Origin of the sequence: Calidifontibacillus oryziterrae (assembly GCF_000331575.1) — a bacterium.
GTDB lineage: Bacteria > Bacillota > Bacilli > Bacillales > Bacillaceae_J > Calidifontibacillus_A > Calidifontibacillus_A oryziterrae.
On the sequence record NZ_ANOK01000006.1, the window covers coordinates 35,381 to 55,596 of the forward strand.

A 20,216-nucleotide genomic window follows, 5' to 3' on the forward strand; every position below is an offset into this window, starting at 1 on the left:
TAGAGGTTCCTGACCCCTCCAGAAGATGGTAAAAACTCCGCAAGGGATTGCGGAGTTTTTACATTACAGTACATTAAAATATCTAGCTTCGGGATGAGAAAATACAATTGCTGTAACTGAAGCTTCAGGCTTCATCATAAAGCCTTCTGTCAGTTCAATCCCAATTTGCTCCGGTTTAAGTAACTTAAAAAGCTTTTCTTGATCCTCTAAATTGGGGCAAGCAGGATAGCCAAACGAGAAACGTTGACCTTGGTACTTCGCTTTAAATAAATCCTGAATAGTAAGATCTGTTGGATCGACAATTCCCCAATGATCCCGCATAAGTTGATGGATCCGTTCGGCAAAGGCTTCAGCAGTCTCTAAAGCAAGGGACTGTAAAGCATGGTTTTTTAAGAAGTCACCATCATCTTTCAGCTTTTGAGCAAGACTACGAATATTTTTACCAGCTGTAACAGCTAAAAAGCCAACATAATCGATAACACCACTTTCAACAGGGCGCACAAAATCCGCTAAGCACAAATATGGTTCCTTCTGTTGACGTGGAAACGTAAATGTTTCTAGAATTTTTGTCGCGTCATTTGGATGATATATAATAATTGTGTTCCCATCTGACTGCACAGGGAAAAATTGATATATACCAGACGGTTGAATCAAGTTAGTTGCTTTAGCTTCAACCAATAGTGAATCAATTTTATCCTTTAGGAGTACAGCTTTTTCGTCTTTTTCTTGAAGTAGTTGGGAAACATTTCCCTTTAACCCTAAGTGATGGCCAAGTAGCATTTGCATATTTATATAAGGCTCAAGATGATCAAGAGAGTAATCTCTTAACACATGTTGTTGCAAGTCTCTAGGGATATAAACAGGGCCATTAGTAGAAACAATTGATTTAGTTCGAACATTGTCACCAATATCGTTTAACATCGATGGTACCGGCTGTTTTGTTATCCTAAGCAATCCTTTTGAGGATTCAAATAATTTTTCACGCTCGTCTTTATTCTGCAAGCGATTTGCAAGCTCCAATCCATTCATCGCGTCTTTAGCATACAAAACTAGTCCGTCATATTCTGGCGCAATCTTCGTTTCAGTAAATTTTCTTGACAACGCAGCTCCACCTACTAGGATTGGTACAGTTATATTTTCTTGATTCATATCCTGAGCGGTTACCATCATTTGTTGCGCTGATTTAACAAGTAAGCCAGATAATCCAACAATATCAGGCTGTTCTTTACGAATCGCATCAATTAAATCAGATGAGTTCACTTTTATGCCAAGGTCAATCACTTTAAAACCGTTATTACTAAGAATTATATCAACTAAGTTTTTACCGATATCATGAACGTCACCTTTAACGGTTGCCAGAAGAACCTTCCCTTTACCGCTATCACCTTCATTTTTTTCCATATACGGCTCCAAGAAAGTAACGGCAGCTTTCATCACTTCTGCACTTTGTAAAACCTCAGCGACAATAAGTTGATTATCGTTAAAAAGTTTTCCTACTTCAGCCATTCCATCCATTAAAGGTCCGTTTATAATGTCAAGAGGAGTGGAATATTCGCTCAATGCTAATTCAAGATCAGGAATTAAACCTTCCTTTGTGCCTTCAACAACATAATGAGCAAGACGTTCTGCCAAATTCATATCAGTTGTTGTGATTGTTTCATCTTTTTTCTTATCACGATAAAAATCGGTAAACTTCGCAAGCACTTCATCGCTAGTATGAAATAACAGCTGTTCAGCAAGTGTAATCTCATCTTTTGGTATAAGTGCAAACCGTTCAAGCTTTTCCGTGTTGACGATCGCGTAATCTAGGCCTGCTTGGGTACAATGGTATAAAAACACTGCATTTAATATTTCCCTGCCAACAGGCGGCAACCCAAAGGAAATATTACTAATTCCTAAAATGGTTAGGACTCGAGGGAGCTTTTCTTTAATTAATTGGATTCCTTTAACCGTTTCATTGGCGGAGCCAATATATTGTTCATCACCAGTCCCTACTGGAAAAACAAGTGGATCAAAAATAATATCCTCGGGATTTAGACCATATTTATTTACTAATAGTTTGTATGCACGTTCCGCAATTTCCAATTTACGCTCTGCCGTTACCGCCATACCGATCTCGTCAATCGTTCCAACAACAATAGCTGCACCGTAACGATGGATAATTGGAATAATTTTCTCAAAGCGTTCTTCTCCATCTTCAAGATTAATAGAATTAATGATCGCTTTACCTTGAGAATAGGATAGCGCCTTTTCAATGACAGCTTCATCGGTTGAATCGATCACTAGCGGTGCTTTAATTTTTTTAGTTAATACATATAAAAAGTTCTCCATATCCACTAATTCATCGCGATCTGGATCAGCTAGGCAAACATCGATGACATGTGCGCCATTTTTAACCTGCGAACGTGCTATTTCTGCAGCTTCTTCAAACTGACCTTCGGAAATCAAACGTTTAAATTTTCTTGAACCAATTACATTTGTTCGTTCTCCAACAAATAGTGGACGCATAGATTCATCGTAAATCAATGGATCAATTCCTGAAACAACATGAGCATGTGTATGTTCAGGAACTTCGCGTGGTGAGTACTTCTTTAATGTATCAGCTATTGCCTTTATATGCTCTGGTGTCGTACCGCAGCAACCCCCAGCAATATTAATCCAGCCTTTTTCTGCAAAACCGGCTAATTTTGCTGCTAATGACTGTGGAGATTCATGATAATGTCCTTCTTCATCAGGAAGTCCCGCATTTGGATAACAGCTAACAGCTGTTATTGCTAGATCTGATAGTGAGCGGATATGATCACGCATGAATTCTGGTCCTGTTGCACAGTTCATACCAACCGCTAAAGGTTTCATATGCTCAACGGAAATATAAAAGGATTCTATTGATTGTCCAGCAAGGGTTGTTCCCATTGGTTCAATGGTTCCCGATATAATAAGGGGTACTTTCCTACCAGTTGTACTAAAGGCTTTTTCAATGCCAATAAAGGCTGCCTTCACATTACGCATATCCTGGCTCGTTTCTAATAATAATAAATCAACGCCCCCATCAAGTAGTCCACGAGCTTGCTCTTCAAAATTTTCTATAAGCTCATTAAAAGTTGTTCCACCCGTTACGGAAAGGGATTTTGTTGTTGGCCCCATCGAACCGGCTACAAATCTCGGCCAGTTTCGAGTTGTAAACTGTACCGCAACTTTTCGGGCAAGCTCTGCAGCAATTTTATTAATCTCGTAGGCTTTAGTGCCAAGGTCGTAGTCATCGAGCACGAGTTTAGTCGCACCGAATGTATTTGTTTCAACAATATCTGCTCCTGCCTCAAAATATGAGCGATGAATCCATTCAATAATATGGGGTGCAGTTAAATTTAAATGTTCGTTACACCCTTCATATTGTTCACCACCAAAGTCAGCTGCTGTGAGATTAGCTTGCTGTAGCATAGTTCCCATCGCACCGTCAATAATAAGTATTTTTTTCTTCATTTGTTCTTGTAAAATATTTTCTGGCAATCTAATCTCCCTCCCTAGTCGGGTTAGTATTATTTAGCTTTTTTGTTATTAAACTTTTAACTTTTTTTCCTTTAGCTTCTGTTCCTTTTTATTTATATAATGCACAAGTTCAATTGTAAGATCATAGCGCATAAATGGGGTAATTAAATAAATCCCATTAAATAAATCAAACGCAACATCTATAAGAGCTTTTGAAATAGCGATCCCTTCTCGAGTAGCTTTTTCACGGTCATTTCCGCAAAGTGCCATTTTAGATCGAATATCATCGGTAAGTTTAATACCTGGTACTTCATTATGAATAAACTCGGCATTTTGGCTACTAGTTAGTGGCATAATCCCAATATAAATTGATTTATTTAGATGTTTCGTTTGTTCATAAACATTAATGAATTGGTCCTCATTATAGATCGGTTGGCTTATAAAATAATCAGCACCGAACTCAATTTTTTTCTCTAATCTTTTCACTGCTTTATCTAAGTGGCGAACATTAGGATTAAAAGCTGCAGCCACTGAGAAGGAGGTTTTCTTTTTCAATGGTTTTCCGGAAAAAGAAATGCCCGTATTAAACTGCTTAATAAGCTGAATTAACTCAAAAGAAGAAAGATCATAGACAGAGGTTGCCCCTGGGAAGTCTCCTACTTTTGTAGGATCTCCAGTAACAGCTAATACTTGGTTAATTCCTAAAGCGTCTAACCCCATTAAATGAGATTGCAATCCAATTAAATTACGGTCACGGCAAGTAATGTGGACGAGTGGTCTTACTCCAAACTTATTTTTGACAAGGGTAGCCATCGCAACATTAGATATTCTCGGAGAGGCAAGTGAATTATCAGCCATCGTTAAGGCATCAATTCCAGCTTCGTGGAGAGCTTTTGCACCAGTAAGAAAATTAGTGGTGTCTAATGTCTTCGGAGTATCTAATTCGACGATAACTGAACGCCTAGTAGCTGCAATCTCATGTAAATGTGGTTCAATCGGCTCGTTTGGCTCAGGTTGTACCTTTACTAATAGTTCATTCTGAGATGATGATTGAACTTCTTTTTTGCTAATTGGATCTAATCCTTTTAATTTATTTGCAATTGCGGCAATATGTTTTGGAGTTGTTCCACAACAGCCACCTATAAGATGGACTCCTTGACTTCGAAGACTAAGGGCGCATTCTCCAAAATATTCAGCATCTGATTCATAAATCAATCTTCCATCAACATAATCTGGTAAGCTGGCATTTGGATAAACAGAAAGAACGGCCTTTTTTGGAATAGGGACAACCTCAAGAGCTTTTATCATATGATGTGGACCAAGTCGACAATTCAAACCAACAGCATCCGCTCCGAGATCTTCAAGCTGAGAAAGTGCATCAGCTAACGGAGTTCCGTCCTGTATAACAGCTACTTCATGAATGGCAACCTGTGCAATAATTGGTAGATTAGTTTCTTTCCGTGCAATGCTAAGTACAGTTTTGATTTCCTCTAAGTCATAGAAGGTCTCCAAAAGTAGTCCATCGACACCAGCTATTAACAAGCTGTCAAGCTGCTCATGAAATGAATTTTTTATGTCCTCAATAGTTGCGGCACTCTTTTTTATTCCGCGAATTCCTCCTAAAGAGCCTAAAACATAAGTTTTAGTATCACTAGCTGCTGTCCTTGCCAGTTTGACGGCAGCAGTATTTAAGTTGTTAACTTGATCCTCAAGCCCATATCGAGAAAGCTTTAGGAAATTTGCACCATATGTATTTGTTTGAATAACATCTGAACCCGCTTTTATATAAGCTTTATGAATTTGGGTAATTTGTTCAGGTTGCAAAAGATTTAGTTCCTCAAAACAAAAATCAACCCCATAGGAATAAAGGAGGGTACCCATTGCACCATCACCTATTAATATTCGACTTTGTAAAGCTTTTAATAGTGTCATAATTTTCACCTACTACTTTATTTAAAGTTTCAACTTGACTTTGAAATATTGCGGATATATAGTTCCAATCTAGTTTCTGGAATGATAAAAACTATTTCGTTACTAATGTGATATTGACTGCACAAGGGATTCAGCAAATTTTTCACAGAAAAAATGTCTTCCTCAAATAGAAGAAGACATTTAGCGTACAATTCTTCTTCTTATCTCCCTGGAATTAGCACCTGACATATAAGCTGGTTGCTGAGGTTTCAAAGGGCCAGTCCCTCCACCTCTCGTGATAAGAATTAATACTTATGGTAGTATTATAGTTTCTCCTAATTTACTATAATATAGGTTCTTTGACAAGATGAATCATCTAAATTGTAAAAATGTTATAATAATGGGGGTAAGTTGTTCATTTAAGGAACTTAGAAAGAGGTATGAACATGATAAAAAAAAGGGATGATAAACTACTTACTGAAGAGCAAAAAAGTACTCCGACAGGTATCGCTAAAGATGCTATTGATCGTTCTTTTAGCGGCCAGCCTCAGGAATTATTAAAAGGGAATGGTCTTACAATACTACTAACTTTAGTTGTAATAATTAGTCTGATTTTTGGGTTGAGTCAATGTAGCATCTAAGCGAAGGTACTCATTAATAAGCTTGTCTAATTTTTGGCTAATTTGAATTGTTGCAGCATTTGTAAACCCATATTGAAGACCGACATTAATAAGCTGCGCTCTCATGTCTTTAATTTGCGTATTTAACAATTCTTTTCTTTGGGTTATTGTGGTAGCTGTCATCACATTTTCCCCTATCTATGTATTATTAATGATAATTTTACCTTTTCCAAAGTAAGGTTGCAGTGAAATCTGTCACAGAATATAAATAGACTGTTTGAATGACTCAAAAAAACAAGCTGCCCAAAAGTCAATAATTCTGACTTTTGAACAACTTAATCGGAATTCCAATTGTGCATATATATATACTTTGTCCATGAAATGGCATATAAAAATTTTGTCGAAAGCAATGATAAATGGTCCTCATCCACTTGAATTTTGTTGTGTATCGATATAAATATCTTCCTGGTCAATTGCATAATCATATGCAAGTACAAGTCCAATATCCGTTTCGTGTTCTAAATTACTAGAAATAGTAAAGGAGAGGTTATGTTTGTTGGCTAGCTTAATGTAATCACTTAGATGGTGATAACTTAGTTCCCCATTCAGTATTAGCTTTACTTTGGGATGTTCAGCCATTAATTCCTCAATCTCTTTGTATGTTCCTGATTCCTTGACCTGTGTTGTCGATAGAACTGCTAAAACCCGTTCTCTTAACGTACCTAAGAATTTTCTCCTTTCAGCCGGATTTATTTCTTTCACTCCATATATTCCTTCTTGTAAAATGTCATTAACATCTTTGCTCATGATTTCATCCCTTCAAAAATGTACTATCCTTATAATTTACGTATATATTATATTCATGTAAGGAAGGTGCAATTTTTTGTTTAAAAATTGTACACATTCATGAGATAATTTATGATATGCATGTAATTTTGGGTGGGAAAGGGGTCGTTATGAAGGATAAAATATCATTATTATTTGTTTTATTTGCAGCTATTTTATGGGGTACAACGGGTACTGCTCAAACATTTGCCCCCGGAAACACTCATCCGATCTCTTTTGGAGCAATGAGGTTGGCATTTGGTGGTACGACGTTACTATTGTTTTTGCTAATTAGAAGAAAGTTAAATTTAAAGGGGTGGACTTTCAAAACAGTTTTTATGGCTGCTTTATGTATGGCTTGTTATCAGCCATTTTTCTTTTCTGCAGTCAAAATGACAGGAGTTGCTGTTGGAACGGTCGTGGCTATTGGAAGCTCACCGATTTTAGCAGGAATGCTAGAATGGTTATTTACGAAAAGGATGCCCCAAAAGTCATGGTGGCTGGCAACTGGTGTTGCAATTGTAGGTTGTCTTTTGCTATTCACAAATGACAACGCAGTTCAGATTAAGCCAATTGGGATCCTATTGGCTTTAGGTGCGGGGCTGTCATTTGCATCCTATACTTTAATAAGCAAAGAACTTTTAAAGACACATGAACCAGATGCGGTTGTAGCTGTTGTCTTTACACTTAGTGCGTGCTTGTTAAGCCCGCTATTATTCATTTTTGATTTGTCATGGTTACTCGAGTTAAATGGGGTTGCAACAAGCTTATATCTTGGTGTATTTGCAACTGCGATTGCGTATTTATTGTTCATAAAAGGTTTAGTTAAAATTCCAGCTTCTACAGCAGTAACCCTTTCGTTGTTTGAGCCGCTTACAGCCGCTTTGCTTGGCGCATTTATTGTCGGCGAAACACTTACGTTGCAATCATGGTTAGGAGTGACTTTGATATTTTTTGCGATTTTTATTATCTCTTTCGTTCCTCAGAAAAAGCTCAATAAAGTGCAAGTCAATGTAAATGTAAAGTAATAATTGTTACATAAACAAAACTAAAAACAACTCTAGCTCGTGGTTAGAGTTGTTTTTTGGTGAAAAAAGAAGCATATGGGTGATAACTTATCGATAATTTATAAACTGCACATCAATCGGCAAATCTGCACCTTTAATTGCTGAGATTACCTGTTGGAGGTCATCACGGCTTTTACCTGTGACGCGGATTTGGTCATCTTGAATTTGTGATTTGACCTTCAGCTTTAAATCTTTAATGATATTATTAATCCTCTTTGCGTTATCCTTATCGATTCCTTGAACAAGTTTGGCACGTTGGCGTACAGTTCCACCTGATGCAGGTTCAATCCTTCCATAATTCAAGTTTTTTGTAGGAACGTTTCTTTTTATTAATTTGCTAACGAGGACATCTTTGAGTTGCTCAAGCTTGAATTCATCATCGGAAATGAGTACAATCTCTTCTTTTTCAAGTGTGATATCACTTTTGCTTCCTTTAAAATCATAGCGTGTTCCAATTTCCTTAAGCGCCATTGTGACTGCATTTGATACCTCTTGTGTATCTATTTTTGAAACAATATCAAATGAACTTTCCTTCGACATATTCCATCCCTCCAAAAATTTGTCGGTTTGCTTTAATTTTCTATTAATTGTTGCGAAAATGCAACATAATAGATATGGTAAAACTAGAATAAACTGATGAATTGATGAATAAGCGTCTCAGAATACTCGCTACTTTCATTATTTAATTAGCCCAACACACCCGTGATTTTAGTCATGAGGGGTTTAGGAAGACGGGCGCGACTAAAAACTTAGAGGGAAGGAATAAATATGACGAACATAAAACCAGGAACAATTACATCTTTACATGTTTCGCACGAAGCTCCGTTTGGTTATTTCCTTACAGATGGCGAAACTGAAGTATTGCTTCATCATAATGAGATTAAGGAAGGGTTATTAGAAGGAGAGGTAATCGAGGGCAAGAAGATTAGTGTGTTTTTATATCATGATAGACAAGGGCGTTTAGCTGCCACGATGACGCTACCAACCATTACGCTTGATACATTCGGATGGGCAAAAATCGTTGAGGTTAAGTCTGACTTTGGTGTTTTTGTTGATATCGGCATTGACAAAGCAATATTACTGTCAAAGGATGATTTGCCACCACTTGAAACGGTGTGGCCGAAAGTGGATGATGAAGTTTATTGTACGCTAGAAATTGGCCATAATGGACGGCTATTTGTAAAACTTGCAAAAGAAGTTGATTTTCTTGAAATAGCAAACAGTGCTGATCATTCGCTAATGAATAAAAACGTGACAGGTCGTATATATAGAACATTATATGTGGGTTCGTTCATATTTACAGATGATGGATATTTAGGTTTTATTCATGAAAGCGAGCGAAAAGAGGAGCCGCGTATAGGTGAGAAGGTATCCGGAAGAATTATTGGTGTAAAGGAAGACGGTACCGTTAACGTGTCATTATTACCACGAAAGCATGAAGCAATGGGGGATGACGCTGAAAAGATTGTTGATTATATGGAATCCCGCAATGGGGCGATGCCGTATTGGGATAAAAGTGATCCTGACGATATTGAAGCTCGCTTCGGAATGAGCAAAGGGGCTTTTAAACGGGCATTAGGTCGCCTAATGAAAGAAGGAAAGGTGTACCAAGAGAAAGGATGGACATATTTCAAAAAAGGCGAATGAAGGAACAAAAGCTATAGGCGCCCTGATTAGCGACGTATAAACTAAGAGCGCATCGACTGAGATAAAGAAAACACGTCGAGGGACGAGTCGATGTTGACTTATCGCAAAAGAGATGAGCGATGTTTACTAGTCGCTGGACGACTACTCTCTGTGCTATAGTATTTATCCACAGGATCAAATTTTTTTAATTTCCTAAACAATAAAAAAATCAGTGGGGTTTATATTCTCCACTGATTCTTTATTATGCTTATAAATGATCTGTTTCTTTAGAAAACTGTCGTTTACCAGCTATGCGGTTCGCCTCACGCATTTCGTTTTTCTTTGCACGTTTAGCATTGTTATCATTTGGCTTTTTATCATTATCCTTATCAATCGAATTCCACGGTTGCATATGAACGCTCCTTCCTAATTGCATCATCCACAATAGTTTTTGTTGGTCAATAACAAATTATGCTTGCGGATTTCACAAGTTGGAAGTGAATAAATCTTTTTATTCGCTCGGAAATTGATTCAGAAAGAAAATTGAAATCGTTCCAGGACCAGTATGTGCGCCAATTGAACAGCCAATAGTATGTATAAGGAAGTCGTTACACCCGGTTTCTTCTTTAATTAAATCTCTTACGTATTGTGCTGTTTCTAAGTCATCACCATGGCTAATCGCGATACATTGCTTATCTAATTTATATCCGCGTTCTTTTAAAAGTTTGACGATCCGTTTTAAAACCTTTTTTCTTCCTTTTAATTTTTCAAGAGGTATGAGCTTACCATCTTCAACGTTTAATATAGGTTTAATATTTAATAAACCGCCAACAAATGCAGAAGTTTTACTAACACGGCCCCCGCGATATAGGTATTCCAAAGAATCAACTGTAAAAAGGTGCTCCATATGCTTGCAATAAAAAGTAACCATCTCTATTATTTCTTCTTTAGATTTCCCTATTTCAGCTAATTCCGCAGCTTTTTTAACAACAAGCCCATAACCAAGAGAGGCACATTTGGAATCAATAATTGTAAGATCAAAATCAGGATATTTTTCAATAATATCAGTTTTAACTAGTGTTGAGGTTTGATAAGTACCAGATAACTCTGAGGAAAAAGCGATATAAATGCATGGTTGTTTACTCTCAGCATATTTAATATAGGTTTCCTCAAAACGAGAGGGTGGAACTTGGGATGTTTTTGCAACTGTTCCCTCTCTCATCATTTGATATAACTCTTTCGGTTGGATCGTTTCCCCATCATAATATTGTTGTTCATCAATTTGCACAACAAGAGGAAGAAAGTCTATATGTAAGGATTCAATAATATCCTGTGGTAAATCACAAGCACTATCAGCGATAATTTTAACACGCATTCGAATCGTCCCCTTCGTAATTTAAGAGTAAAGAAAATGTTACCTTCTTTCCCACATTGTACGTTTATATTCAAAAAATTTCAATTTATGTATCGTTAAAAATTTAAGTTTTAAAAGGTAGTAAGGTTCTCGGACAATTAACACAGTAAAAATAGTATTGTGATGAAAAAATGCAAATAATGTGTTTATAAAAGCTACTAAGGAGGGAACACCCTTGGCTTTGTTACAATTAAAAAAACTTGGAATCGTATTTATAGGTGCATTGTTAAGTGCTATTGGTTTAAATTTATTTCTAATCCCTGCAAATGTATATTCAAGTGGTTTTACTGGAATTTCTCAATTGCTCTCGAGTATTTTTTCAGAATATACAACATTTACAATTTCAACGGGGATCATATTATTTATTTTAAACATTCCAGTCGCTGTATTAGGGTGGCTTAAGGTTGGAAAGGCGTTTACAATATATAGTTTTATAAGTGTTGCAGTTACGACTTTTTTTCTGGAATTAATACCGATTAATCCAGTGTCAGATGACATTTTATTAAACGCTGTGTTTGGGGGAGTGATTTCTTCTATCGGTGTGGGATTCACTTTAAAATGGGGAGCATCAACTGGCGGTGTTGATATTATTGCTTTGGTATTATCAAGACAAAAAGATAGGCCAATTGGCAAATATATTTTTATTATAAATTCTGTTATTATTATTACAGCTGGGCTTCTTTATGGATGGGAAAAAGCATTGTATACATTAGTTACGCTATATGTTTCAACACGTATTATCGATGTGATCCATACTCGACATGAAAAGTTAACTGCAATGATCATTACTAATAAAGGTAAAGAGCTTCAAGAAGCTATTCATGAACGATTAGTGAGAGGAATTACTACTGTTCAAGCAACGGGTTCATATACGAAACAACCTAAAGAATTGCTGTTAATCGTTATAACTAGATATGAGTTATTTGAATTAGAGCGTATTATTAAACAAGTTGATCCACAAGCTTTTACAAATATCGTCCAAACAGCAGGAATTTTAGGTGTCTTTCGCAAAGATTAATAGTAGTGAAACTTTTTTCTGGAATTGACGACTTAATTAATAAGAACTCAAATAGGAGTGACCTAAAGATGAAACTCAACAAATTTTATATGTATATTGTTTTAGTTGCCTTAATTTTCACAGCTGCTTGTGGGACAGCAACGCAAAATAACGAAAATAGTACTGATCCAACAAATCGTCAAACGATTGAAAATGAACAAGTTGAAAACAGAGATAATGAAAATCAACAAGAAGAAATTAAGGATGATAATCAAGACGATGATGAAAACAATGCCTTCCGTAATATTGAAGCAACCGGGGAAAAAGGGAACTATGTCGTAAAAGGAGAAGCACGTGTTTTTGAGGGCGTTTTTTTCTATGCAGTGGAGGAAGGTCATAATTACTTAATTGAAGAAACTAAAGTAGAGGTGGCCCAAGGTGCCCCAACATGGGAGCCATTTGAGTTAAATATCACAATTCCTGAAGATCAACTACCAAATAATGGCACGCTAACGTTGACATTATATGAGCATAGTGCGAAAGATAATACAGAGATAAATTATTACAACGTAAAGCTTGATCAGTTTCAGCCATAAAATAGTAAACTTGTAAAAATATTATTATAAGCTCTTGTGAATTCACGAGGGCTTTTTTCAATTATTAATGGTTTAAACAGTATTCTTATATACATTTTTTTAGTTCGTGTTATAGTATTATTATATGTATTTTACTAGAAAGTAGGGTTTTGAATGTTCGGAAGAAGAAATGAGATAAATCAATTAAAAGCCGAAATTGCGAATCTTCAAGAACAACTTAAAGATGCGAAAAAGAATAATCAAAATACAGATGGAAATATTAAAATGTTTTTGGATGGATTATATAAAGATTTAATTTCTACAATCGAACAGCATGAAGTTGTAAATGGTCAGCATGGAGATTTGGCTGAACTTGTTCTGAAGATAAAGCAACGCTTTGATAAGGTTACTACAATTAGTGAACAATCAAAAGAAATCTCTTATACAATGACAGAAAAGGGACAAGCACTAATCAAATCAACAAAAGAGATGGTTTGCCAATCGGAAGAAGGTCGTGATTCAGTAAGTAAGGTGGAGTCTTTAATTAAACATCTAGGTGAACAATCTAAAGAAACCTCCTCAAGTATGACAAAATTAGGTATACGTTCAAAAGAGATTGAGGATATAGTAAAGGTTATTACTGATATTGCTGAACAAACAAACCTTTTAGCACTGAACGCATCAATCGAGGCTGCCCGAGCTGGCGAGCATGGTAAAGGCTTTGCTGTTGTTGCAAGTGAAGTACGGAAGCTTGCCGAGAACACTGCCAATAGTACGAAAAATATAAGCGAACTAACGAAAAGAATACAACAAGAAATAGATGGAGCTTTAAGGGCGAATGAAAAAAATATTCAGTTTGTAAATGATGGGATTGAGCTTAGTACGACGACAACTGAGAAAATTGATAATATTTTAAAGGTGATTCAAATCGTTCAGTCAGAAGTAAATGATGTGATGGAAACGATAGAGGAACAAAAGGAATATAGTGCAGATGTTATAACGGAAATTAGTTTAACAAACGATATATTTATGGAAGTTAATACCGCAATATTAAAGCATATCGACGACGCTAAAATTGTTGATAATAAACTTGAAGCTGGTATTAATCGACTAAAAGATGTAAGGGATCAGCTCGTCTGATCCCTATTTTTATACTTTAAGAAAGTTTAACTTTGTTAAAGGATTAAAGTATAAGAAAGGACATCGGCTTCCGCCATTGTGGGCAGAAAGCCGTGTCTTTCTAATAGTGGAGAATAAATTAATCGGTATTGTCAAAATTTGTTAATGATTCTTGGGCTTTATCAAGTCTTTGCTGAAGTTCTTGTAGCTGCTGTTTTTCAGCAAAGCTAGAATTTGCAAATGCTGAGGAAAGCTCATTTTTTGCAACTTTAATTTTTGCTTGTACCTCGGTAAGATTTGGATTGGAACTAGCTGATTGAACGGAAGTTTCAACATTATGAACGGCAGATTTAGCTAATTGGAAAAGTCTATTTCCCATTATTATAATCCCCCAAGTGAATTGTTAATTTGGCTATCGTGTTTACGTTGTCGCTCCTCAGCTTCTGCTAAGGTTGTGTAATAAGGTATTCGCTCACTATGGCGTTGGATCGAATCAGCACTTTGTTGGTAAAAGCGTTTCGATTTACTTTTTTTGCTCACGAATATACCCCCTAATTCTGGATTTATGCAAAACGTCAGAAATGGACTGACTTATGTTTTAGTGTGAATCAGGTTTACTATAGATATGTAAAACGGATAAGAACAAATACTTGTTCAATTGGCAAATAATGTTTGCATTACAAAAAAGGCCTATTTGGAAAACTAAGTAGTATACTTTACTAATTTAGCTTTCTTAGCTCGACTTAAAAAATGTTATAACTTAAAAAACTGTTCTAAGTAATGTGCTATGCCGTCTTTTTCGTTAGTTTCTGTTACATCATTTGCGATTGATTTTACTTTGTCAATTGCGTTTCCCATTGCTATTCCATAATTTGCGAAATGAAGCATTTCTAGATCATTGTCTTCATCGCCAAAGGCAATAATACGTTCAGTAGGAATATTGTAATAGTCAGCCACCTTTTTCAATCCTACGGCCTTATTAATTCCTGTTTTTATAATTTCAATCACATTCCAAGGCCCACCAGATTTTCGATGATCTATATAGTTTCCAACCTCCATCGTTAACTGCTCACGGATGTGATCCACATTTTCGTCTGATGTATGGATTAGTATAGATGTAGGTTTGTCCTTCAGCTTTTCTTTAATATGTCCAGTTTCAATAGTTGGGTTTCCAAATGATATAAATTCCATAATCGTTTCGTCGTAGCTTTGTAGAAATACATTATCTTTAACTTGTGCCATTATATTTTTTATATTGTGTTTGTTACAAGTATCAATTATTTTTTTGGCTACCTGCAAGTCAATAGTTGAATGGAATATCTTCCATTTGTTATCCATTGGATGGTGTACATAAGCACCATTATAATTTACGATGGGTGTGTCTAAAGCCAATTGCTTATAGTAAATATTACTAGCTCGAAAAGGTCTACCAGTAGCAATCATGACATGATGGCCAAGATCACGGACTTTTTTGATAGAATTTAAAGTCCGTTTAGAAATAGTTTTATCATCTTTTAGTAATGTACCATCAAGGTCAACAGCAATTAAATGTGGTTTCATATAAATATCCTTTCCGTAAATTAACTTATTGTAAGATAATTCAAGTGTAATTATTGTTTATTCATTTGTCTATGAACATGCTATAATCAAAAATATCTTTAGCTTAAAAATAGTGGATAAATGGAATAAATTTATTATTGAATCTTACTTCAGAAGGGGGTTGACTAATATTGAGCGAAAAAATTGGTTGGTTAACAAATATGTATATCGCCCACCGCGGCTTCCATAATGGCGAATCACCAGAAAATTCAGTAGGGTCCTTTGAGAGTGCAATTAAAGAAGGTTTTGCAATAGAACTGGACTTACAGGTTACAAAAGATAACAAAGTAGTTGTCTTTCATGATGAAAACTTAGAACGAATGACTGGTTTAAATAAAAATATTAGAGAGTGCACCTATCGTGAAATAAGCACGTTGAAATTATTAGAAACCGAAGAAATGATTCCCCTTTTTAGTGATATTTTGGAGTTAGTTAATGGAAAAGTTCCATTAATGGTTGAATTAAAAAACAAACGAAAAGTAGGTAACTTCGAAAAGTATACGTATGAGTTATTAAAACATTACAAAGGAGAATTTGTAATCCAATCGTTCAATCCATATTCTGTCGGATGGTTTGTTCAAAATGCTCCTCATATTCCTAGAGGCCAATTATCAGGTAGTTTTAATGGTGAACGATTAAGCTTTTATAAAAAAATTATATTAAGCAATTTATTACTAAACAATGTGAGCCAGCCTCATTTTATTAACTATGAAATAGATTATCTCCACAAATTACCAATGAGGTATAAAAACCAAAGAGAAATACCGATTTTAGGTTGGACGGCTAAATCGGAAGAAAAATATAAACAAGCATTAAAGGTTTGTCAAAATGTCGTTTTTGAAGGATTTAATCCTTTATATTTAAATTGAGTGTGGTGAAAGCAAGTGTTTGAAACAATATTAACTAACATTATATCAAATTTTATTGTATCAGCGATTGTATTCATATATGCATTAAGCTCAAAATTTAGAATATATGTATTAGTATTTATTCATTACATAAAATTTAAATTTATTAGTAAGAAAGTAATTTTTATTTGGAATGATGATGAAAAATATTATTCAGACAATATAATAGCGTCATTAAAAAGTAGGAATAATAATTTTCATTATATTGCATTGAATGCACCGGAAGAAATTCTATTCTATCCATTGCTTACGAAACACGTACATTTAGTGAACTTTTTCGTATCTGACGTAACAAAGCTTTCAAGTAACAATAAAATTAGAGAAAAAATCCAAATAAAGATCCTTTCATATGTAGCTAAAGGTGGAACCTTTGTCGGCACCCACGATATTTTATATCGAAGAACAAAAAACGAGAAATTTCAAGTTGCCTTCGGCTGCAAAATTACTAAATTCCAACCTGTTGATGAACCGATTATTTATAAAGTAAATGAAACGTATAAGGATCATCCTATTCTTGAAGGCTTACCTGATAAATTTTTGTTGGAAGATCAAGAAGTATGTTGGGGAGAATGGGATGAAGCAGTTCATAAATTATTAGTATCCGAGATTAAATACAATGGGATGACAGAGGAGATACCACTTTTCGCATTAAAAGAATACGAGAATGGAAGATTGATATGGATTAATAGTGGTGATAAAGGGGAAGATGGATTATGCAAGAGTATAAAAAACCCTAATGGGAAATTAATCCATTTGTTAGCAAATGTTATTAATTTTGTGCATTAGAATTACATGAATGGTTAAAACTTATTTGTAGACATTCTTGCATATTAATAACACTAGTAATAGTTTTCCGATATAATGATAAAGAGACCACGATAATGAAGGGAGATTATATAAATGGACAAAGCTTTAGAAGAAAATATTATGGGCGCTTTGGAGGATGTATTAGACCCTGAACTTGGTGTGGATATTGTTAATTTAGGACTAGTTTATGGACTTGATCTAAATGAAGATGGCGTTTTAACAGTTACGATGACGCTAACCTCCATGGGATGTCCTCTAGCTGGACAAATTGAAGGTAGTATTAAAAGAGTATTATCTGATTTACCGGAAATAAAAGAAACAAAAGTTGAGATTGTCTGGAATCCACCTTGGTCAAAGGATAAAATGTCACGATATGCAAAAATTGCATTAGGAATTCCGGATTAATTATTGGGAATAAGGATAAGTTTAATGAATTAACCCGTCAATATGAAGTATTAACAATATCATAAATTTGTAACAACTCCATTTAAAGCCACAAATCAGATTATAAGGGCATAAAATGGAGTTTTCTCATATAAACAAAATATGGTGTATGTGAATTTAATCACAGTCAATGATTATGTGTATAATTACAATGAGTATATTATTACCATGAAAACAATAAAAATAATCATAATTTGTTCCGTAGTGAAGGAGGCAACAATTAGTGCTTGATAGAAGAGATCCGATTGCAGTATCTGAAGCAGTAAAACGTGTTATGAAATATGCCAAACAAGGTTCGATAGAATATGTTTCTATAAATGACTGTGATCAAAGATATTTAGGTGAACCAGTAAAGGCTAGTCATGATGTACCTCCGTTTGATCGTGCGCCGTATGATGGCTATGCGATTCGAGCAGAAGATTCAGCAAATGCATCACAAAAGAATCCAATTGAATTTGAAGTTATTGAGGAAATTGGTGCAGGTCATATTTCGAAAAAAGAAGTAGGTCCATTTCAAGCAATTCGCATAATGACTGGAGCATTGATGCCAAAGTCATGTAATGCTGTTGTTATGCTAGAGCTTGCAAAAGATATAGAAAAAGATGGAAAGCCTTATATGGTGCTAAAGCGACGACATAAACCAGGGGAGAATGTGTCTTATCAAGGGTCTGAAACAAAGGAAGGAGAGATTCTTGTTGAACAGGGTCGTGTCATAAACCCTGGAATTAAAGCACTGTTAGCCACTTTTGGTTATGCAAAAGTTCCTGTTGTTAAAAAGCCAATCGTTGGATTATATGCTACGGGGACAGAGCTACTAGATGTAGATGAACAAATGGAACCCGGGAAAATCCGTAATAGTAATTCTTATATGATTGCAGCGCAAATTAAACGCGTTGGTGCAAATGCTAAATATTATGGTAAGCTAAAGGATGATTTTGATACATGCTATAATGCTGTAAAAAGTGCATTGGATGAAGTTGATATGTTAATTACCACTGGTGGTGTATCGGTAGGTGATTATGATTATATGCCTGAGATTTATAAGAAATTGGGTGCGGAGATTTTGTTTAATAAGATTACGATGCGCCCGGGTAGTGTAACGACTGTTGCCCAATATAACGGAAAACTGTTATTTGGACTATCAGGGAATCCTTCAGCCTGTTTTGTTGGATTTGAGTTATATGCAAGACCTATTATTCGGAGCTGGTATATGTCTAGCACACCACACTTACAGAAAGTAACTGCTACTTTAGATGCGGATTTTCCAAAAGCTAATCCTTTTACTCGATTTGTCCGAAGTAAATTAGTATATCGTGCTGGAAAATTATATGTAGAGCCATCGGGTCTTGATAAATCAAATGTTGTAACATCTTTAGTTGATGCAGATTCGCTTATGATTTTACCAGGTGGAACAAGGGGATTTGAAAAAGGCGATGAAGTAGAAGTATTGTTGATGGAGGACTTAAAAGGCAGCGAGTGGCCATGGGCGTAAGCATTCCTGTTTTACAAATTGTTGGCTATCAAAATAGTGGGAAGACAACGCTTGTGACAAAAATTGTAAAACGCCTGAGTCAAAGTGGAATAAAAGTAGCAACTCTTAAGCATCATGGTCATGGCGGTGTCCCAAAAAATTCTGATGAGGGAAAAGATAGTGCGAAGCATCGCGACGCTGGAGCCATTGTTACTGGTGTAGAAGGTGAAGGTGTATTGCAATTATTTGCAATGAATTCGTCAGGATGGACGTTACACAATATGCTATCCTTATATGAAAGACTTCCAATTGATTTAGCTATCGTAGAGGGGTTTAAAAAAGCTGAATTTCCAAAAATTGTTCTTTTAAGGTCAAGGGAAGATGAACAGCTTTTGAGTCAATTGGATCATATTGTACTGGCAATTTGTTGGTATAAGCCTGATACTTTATTGCATAAAGTACCAACTTTTTTCATAAATGATGATGAGCAATACTTAACTTGGATTGGATCTTATTTGAAAGGAAGATTTAATTGAGTGAACAGATGTTTTTAATAACGAAAGACCCAATATCAATGGAAGAGGTAACAAAAAAGGTTGTCCGCCGTGAAGCGGGGGCAATTAATACATTTATTGGTACGGTTCGTGAACTAACACGTGGGAAAAAGACACTACACCTAGAATATGATGCATATGTTCCAATGGCTGAGAAGAAATTGGCGCAAATTGGAACGGAAATTCAGGAAAAATGGCCTGAAGCTATAGTGGCCATTACTCATCGAATCGGCCATCTTGATATTTCTGATATTGCAGTTGTTATTGCTGTCTCAACTCCACATCGGGCTCACTCTTTTGAAGCCAGTCGCTACGCAATCGAACGAATTAAGGAAATTGTACCGATATGGAAAAAAGAGTTTTGGGAGGATGGAGAAAAGTGGATTGGTGATCAGCTTGAAAAAACAGCCTATCCTTCTGGAAAGCCTGAACTTTTAGATGAGATAAAGGAGGAGCTAGAAAAATGATAGATATCCTATTATTTGCCCACCTTCAAGAGGCGATCGGTGACTCTAAAATAAATTGGTCGGAGCTACCAATTACTGTTGGTGAGCTAAAACAAAAGCTTTCTGGGAAGTATAACGTATCTTTTCAAGCTGTTATGGTTGCTGTTAATGAAGAATATGCAGAGGATGAAATGGAATTGAAGGCAGGCGATACAGTAGCCTTAATTCCCCCAGTAAGTGGTGGATGAGAAACAGAAATTATAAAGTAAGAATATACAAAGACAAGACATGAGAAATTCATGTCTTTTTTGTCCTTATGAAGTTCGATTATACGGCTCGGAAAAATG

The 20,216-nt window shown here is 35.7% G+C and carries 23 protein-coding genes and 1 riboswitch; of the genes, 13 read left to right on the forward strand and 10 right to left on the reverse strand.

The genetic code is table 11. From position 1 onward, the window contains the following. Positions 1 to 63 precede the first annotated feature (63 nt). Positions 64 to 3,480 carry a methionine synthase gene (gene metH / locus D612_RS0105935; protein WP_407637453.1) on the reverse strand — a complete coding sequence of 1,139 codons (3,417 nt, stop codon included), beginning with the start codon at positions 3,478 to 3,480 and terminating at the stop codon, positions 64 to 66. Between the two features lie 75 nt (positions 3,481 to 3,555). Then, the gene (locus D612_RS0105940) at positions 3,556 to 5,418 is read right to left on the reverse strand and encodes a bifunctional homocysteine S-methyltransferase/methylenetetrahydrofolate reductase (protein ID WP_017754574.1); all 1,863 of its coding nucleotides are present in this window, start codon (positions 5,416 to 5,418) and stop codon (positions 3,556 to 3,558) included. Positions 5,419 to 5,615: 197 nt separating this feature from the next. Then, positions 5,616 to 5,702: riboswitch (SAM riboswitch) on the reverse strand. A gap of 141 nt (positions 5,703 to 5,843) precedes the next feature. Between D612_RS0105940 and D612_RS20095 the strand changes: the two genes are divergently transcribed. Beyond that, positions 5,844 to 6,038 (forward strand): DUF6366 family protein, encoded by a 195-nt coding sequence (locus D612_RS20095; RefSeq protein ID WP_220095727.1) that lies wholly within the window; start codon positions 5,844 to 5,846, stop codon positions 6,036 to 6,038. On the opposite strand, the gene D612_RS17965 is transcribed toward D612_RS20095, so the two are convergent. Next, positions 5,988 to 6,200: an aspartyl-phosphate phosphatase Spo0E family protein gene (locus tag D612_RS17965; protein ID WP_017754575.1), complete on the reverse strand. Its 213-nt coding sequence runs from the start codon at positions 6,198 to 6,200 to the stop codon at positions 5,988 to 5,990. The two genes, D612_RS20095 and D612_RS17965, sit on opposite strands and share 51 nt — an antisense overlap. 240 nt (positions 6,201 to 6,440) lie before the next feature. Further along, positions 6,441 to 6,824: a YueI family protein gene (locus D612_RS0105950; protein WP_017754576.1), complete on the reverse strand. Its 384-nt coding sequence runs from the start codon at positions 6,822 to 6,824 to the stop codon at positions 6,441 to 6,443. Positions 6,825 to 6,973: 149 nt separating this feature from the next. On the opposite strand from D612_RS0105950, the gene D612_RS0105955 reads away from it, so the two are divergent. Further along, positions 6,974 to 7,870 carry an EamA family transporter gene (locus D612_RS0105955; RefSeq protein WP_026092412.1) on the forward strand — a complete coding sequence of 299 codons (897 nt, stop codon included), beginning with the start codon at positions 6,974 to 6,976 and terminating at the stop codon, positions 7,868 to 7,870. Between the two features lie 87 nt (positions 7,871 to 7,957). On the opposite strand, the gene D612_RS0105960 is transcribed toward D612_RS0105955, so the two are convergent. Beyond that, on the reverse strand, positions 7,958 to 8,449 hold the full coding sequence (locus tag D612_RS0105960; RefSeq protein ID WP_017754578.1) for a YajQ family cyclic di-GMP-binding protein: 492 nt from the start codon (positions 8,447 to 8,449) through the stop codon (positions 7,958 to 7,960). Positions 8,450 to 8,677: 228 nt separating this feature from the next. Here D612_RS0105960 and D612_RS0105965 point away from each other — a divergent pair, with 228 nt between their 5' ends. Beyond that, positions 8,678 to 9,556 (forward strand): CvfB family protein, encoded by an 879-nt coding sequence (locus tag D612_RS0105965; protein WP_017754579.1) that lies wholly within the window; start codon positions 8,678 to 8,680, stop codon positions 9,554 to 9,556. A gap of 247 nt (positions 9,557 to 9,803) precedes the next feature. Here D612_RS0105965 and D612_RS19395 read toward each other — a convergent pair whose 3' ends face one another. Together D612_RS19395 and D612_RS0105975 are read right to left on the reverse strand one after the other, a co-directional pair. Next, positions 9,804 to 9,947 carry a DUF3941 domain-containing protein gene (locus D612_RS19395; RefSeq protein ID WP_017754580.1) on the reverse strand — a complete coding sequence of 48 codons (144 nt, stop codon included), beginning with the start codon at positions 9,945 to 9,947 and terminating at the stop codon, positions 9,804 to 9,806. Between the two features lie 99 nt (positions 9,948 to 10,046). Continuing rightward, on the reverse strand, positions 10,047 to 10,910 hold the full coding sequence (locus D612_RS0105975) for a DegV family protein (protein ID WP_017754581.1): 864 nt from the start codon (positions 10,908 to 10,910) through the stop codon (positions 10,047 to 10,049). A gap of 214 nt (positions 10,911 to 11,124) precedes the next feature. Here D612_RS0105975 and D612_RS0105980 point away from each other — a divergent pair, with 214 nt between their 5' ends. The 3 genes from D612_RS0105980 to D612_RS19930 all read left to right on the forward strand — a co-directional run bounded on the left by D612_RS0105980 (position 11,125) and on the right by D612_RS19930 (position 13,661). Next, positions 11,125 to 11,967, forward strand: a complete 843-nt coding sequence (locus tag D612_RS0105980) for a YitT family protein (RefSeq protein WP_017754582.1) — start codon at positions 11,125 to 11,127, stop codon at positions 11,965 to 11,967. A 68-nt stretch (positions 11,968 to 12,035) separates the two neighbouring features. Continuing rightward, complete coding sequence (locus tag D612_RS18660) at positions 12,036 to 12,542, forward strand: Gmad2 immunoglobulin-like domain-containing protein (RefSeq protein ID WP_017754583.1); 507 nt, start codon at positions 12,036 to 12,038, stop codon at positions 12,540 to 12,542. Between the two features lie 153 nt (positions 12,543 to 12,695). After that, entirely contained in the window at positions 12,696 to 13,661 is a 966-nt protein-coding gene (locus D612_RS19930; RefSeq protein WP_017754584.1) for a methyl-accepting chemotaxis protein, read from the forward strand. 118 nt (positions 13,662 to 13,779) lie between these two features. On the opposite strand, the gene D612_RS0105995 is transcribed toward D612_RS19930, so the two are convergent. The 3 genes from D612_RS0105995 to D612_RS0106005 all read right to left on the reverse strand — a co-directional run bounded on the left by D612_RS0105995 (position 13,780) and on the right by D612_RS0106005 (position 15,200). Then, a complete protein-coding gene (locus D612_RS0105995) occupies positions 13,780 to 14,019 on the reverse strand; it encodes a DUF3813 domain-containing protein (protein ID WP_017754585.1) in 240 nt (79 codons plus the stop codon). Positions 14,020 to 14,021: 2 nt separating this feature from the next. Beyond that, positions 14,022 to 14,180 (reverse strand): hypothetical protein, encoded by a 159-nt coding sequence (locus D612_RS19730; protein ID WP_017754586.1) that lies wholly within the window; start codon positions 14,178 to 14,180, stop codon positions 14,022 to 14,024. A gap of 213 nt (positions 14,181 to 14,393) precedes the next feature. Next, the gene (locus D612_RS0106005) at positions 14,394 to 15,200 is read right to left on the reverse strand and encodes a Cof-type HAD-IIB family hydrolase (RefSeq protein WP_017754587.1); all 807 of its coding nucleotides are present in this window, start codon (positions 15,198 to 15,200) and stop codon (positions 14,394 to 14,396) included. A 170-nt stretch (positions 15,201 to 15,370) separates the two neighbouring features. Here D612_RS0106005 and D612_RS0106010 point away from each other — a divergent pair, with 170 nt between their 5' ends. The 7 genes from D612_RS0106010 (at position 15,371) to moaD (ending at position 20,117) form a co-directional block, all read left to right on the forward strand. After that, on the forward strand, positions 15,371 to 16,108 hold the full coding sequence (locus tag D612_RS0106010; RefSeq protein WP_017754588.1) for a glycerophosphodiester phosphodiesterase family protein: 738 nt from the start codon (positions 15,371 to 15,373) through the stop codon (positions 16,106 to 16,108). Positions 16,109 to 16,123: 15 nt separating this feature from the next. Further along, positions 16,124 to 16,933 (forward strand): ThuA domain-containing protein, encoded by an 810-nt coding sequence (locus D612_RS0106015; RefSeq protein WP_017754589.1) that lies wholly within the window; start codon positions 16,124 to 16,126, stop codon positions 16,931 to 16,933. A 114-nt stretch (positions 16,934 to 17,047) separates the two neighbouring features. Beyond that, positions 17,048 to 17,359, forward strand: a complete 312-nt coding sequence (locus tag D612_RS0106020) for a metal-sulfur cluster assembly factor (protein ID WP_017754590.1) — start codon at positions 17,048 to 17,050, stop codon at positions 17,357 to 17,359. Positions 17,360 to 17,621: 262 nt separating this feature from the next. Continuing rightward, positions 17,622 to 18,890, forward strand: a complete 1,269-nt coding sequence (locus D612_RS0106025) for a molybdopterin molybdotransferase MoeA (protein ID WP_017754591.1) — start codon at positions 17,622 to 17,624, stop codon at positions 18,888 to 18,890. Beyond that, entirely contained in the window at positions 18,881 to 19,405 is a 525-nt protein-coding gene (gene mobB, locus D612_RS0106030; RefSeq protein ID WP_017754592.1) for a molybdopterin-guanine dinucleotide biosynthesis protein B, read from the forward strand. Before D612_RS0106025 ends, mobB begins: the two co-directional genes overlap by 10 nt. A gap of 8 nt (positions 19,406 to 19,413) precedes the next feature. Next, positions 19,414 to 19,890 (forward strand): molybdenum cofactor biosynthesis protein MoaE, encoded by a 477-nt coding sequence (locus D612_RS0106035; protein WP_154649452.1) that lies wholly within the window; start codon positions 19,414 to 19,416, stop codon positions 19,888 to 19,890. Then, positions 19,887 to 20,117 carry a molybdopterin converting factor subunit 1 gene (moaD, locus tag D612_RS0106040; RefSeq protein ID WP_017754594.1) on the forward strand — a complete coding sequence of 77 codons (231 nt, stop codon included), beginning with the start codon at positions 19,887 to 19,889 and terminating at the stop codon, positions 20,115 to 20,117. Before D612_RS0106035 ends, moaD begins: the two co-directional genes overlap by 4 nt. The last annotated feature ends 99 nt before the right edge of the window (positions 20,118 to 20,216 follow it).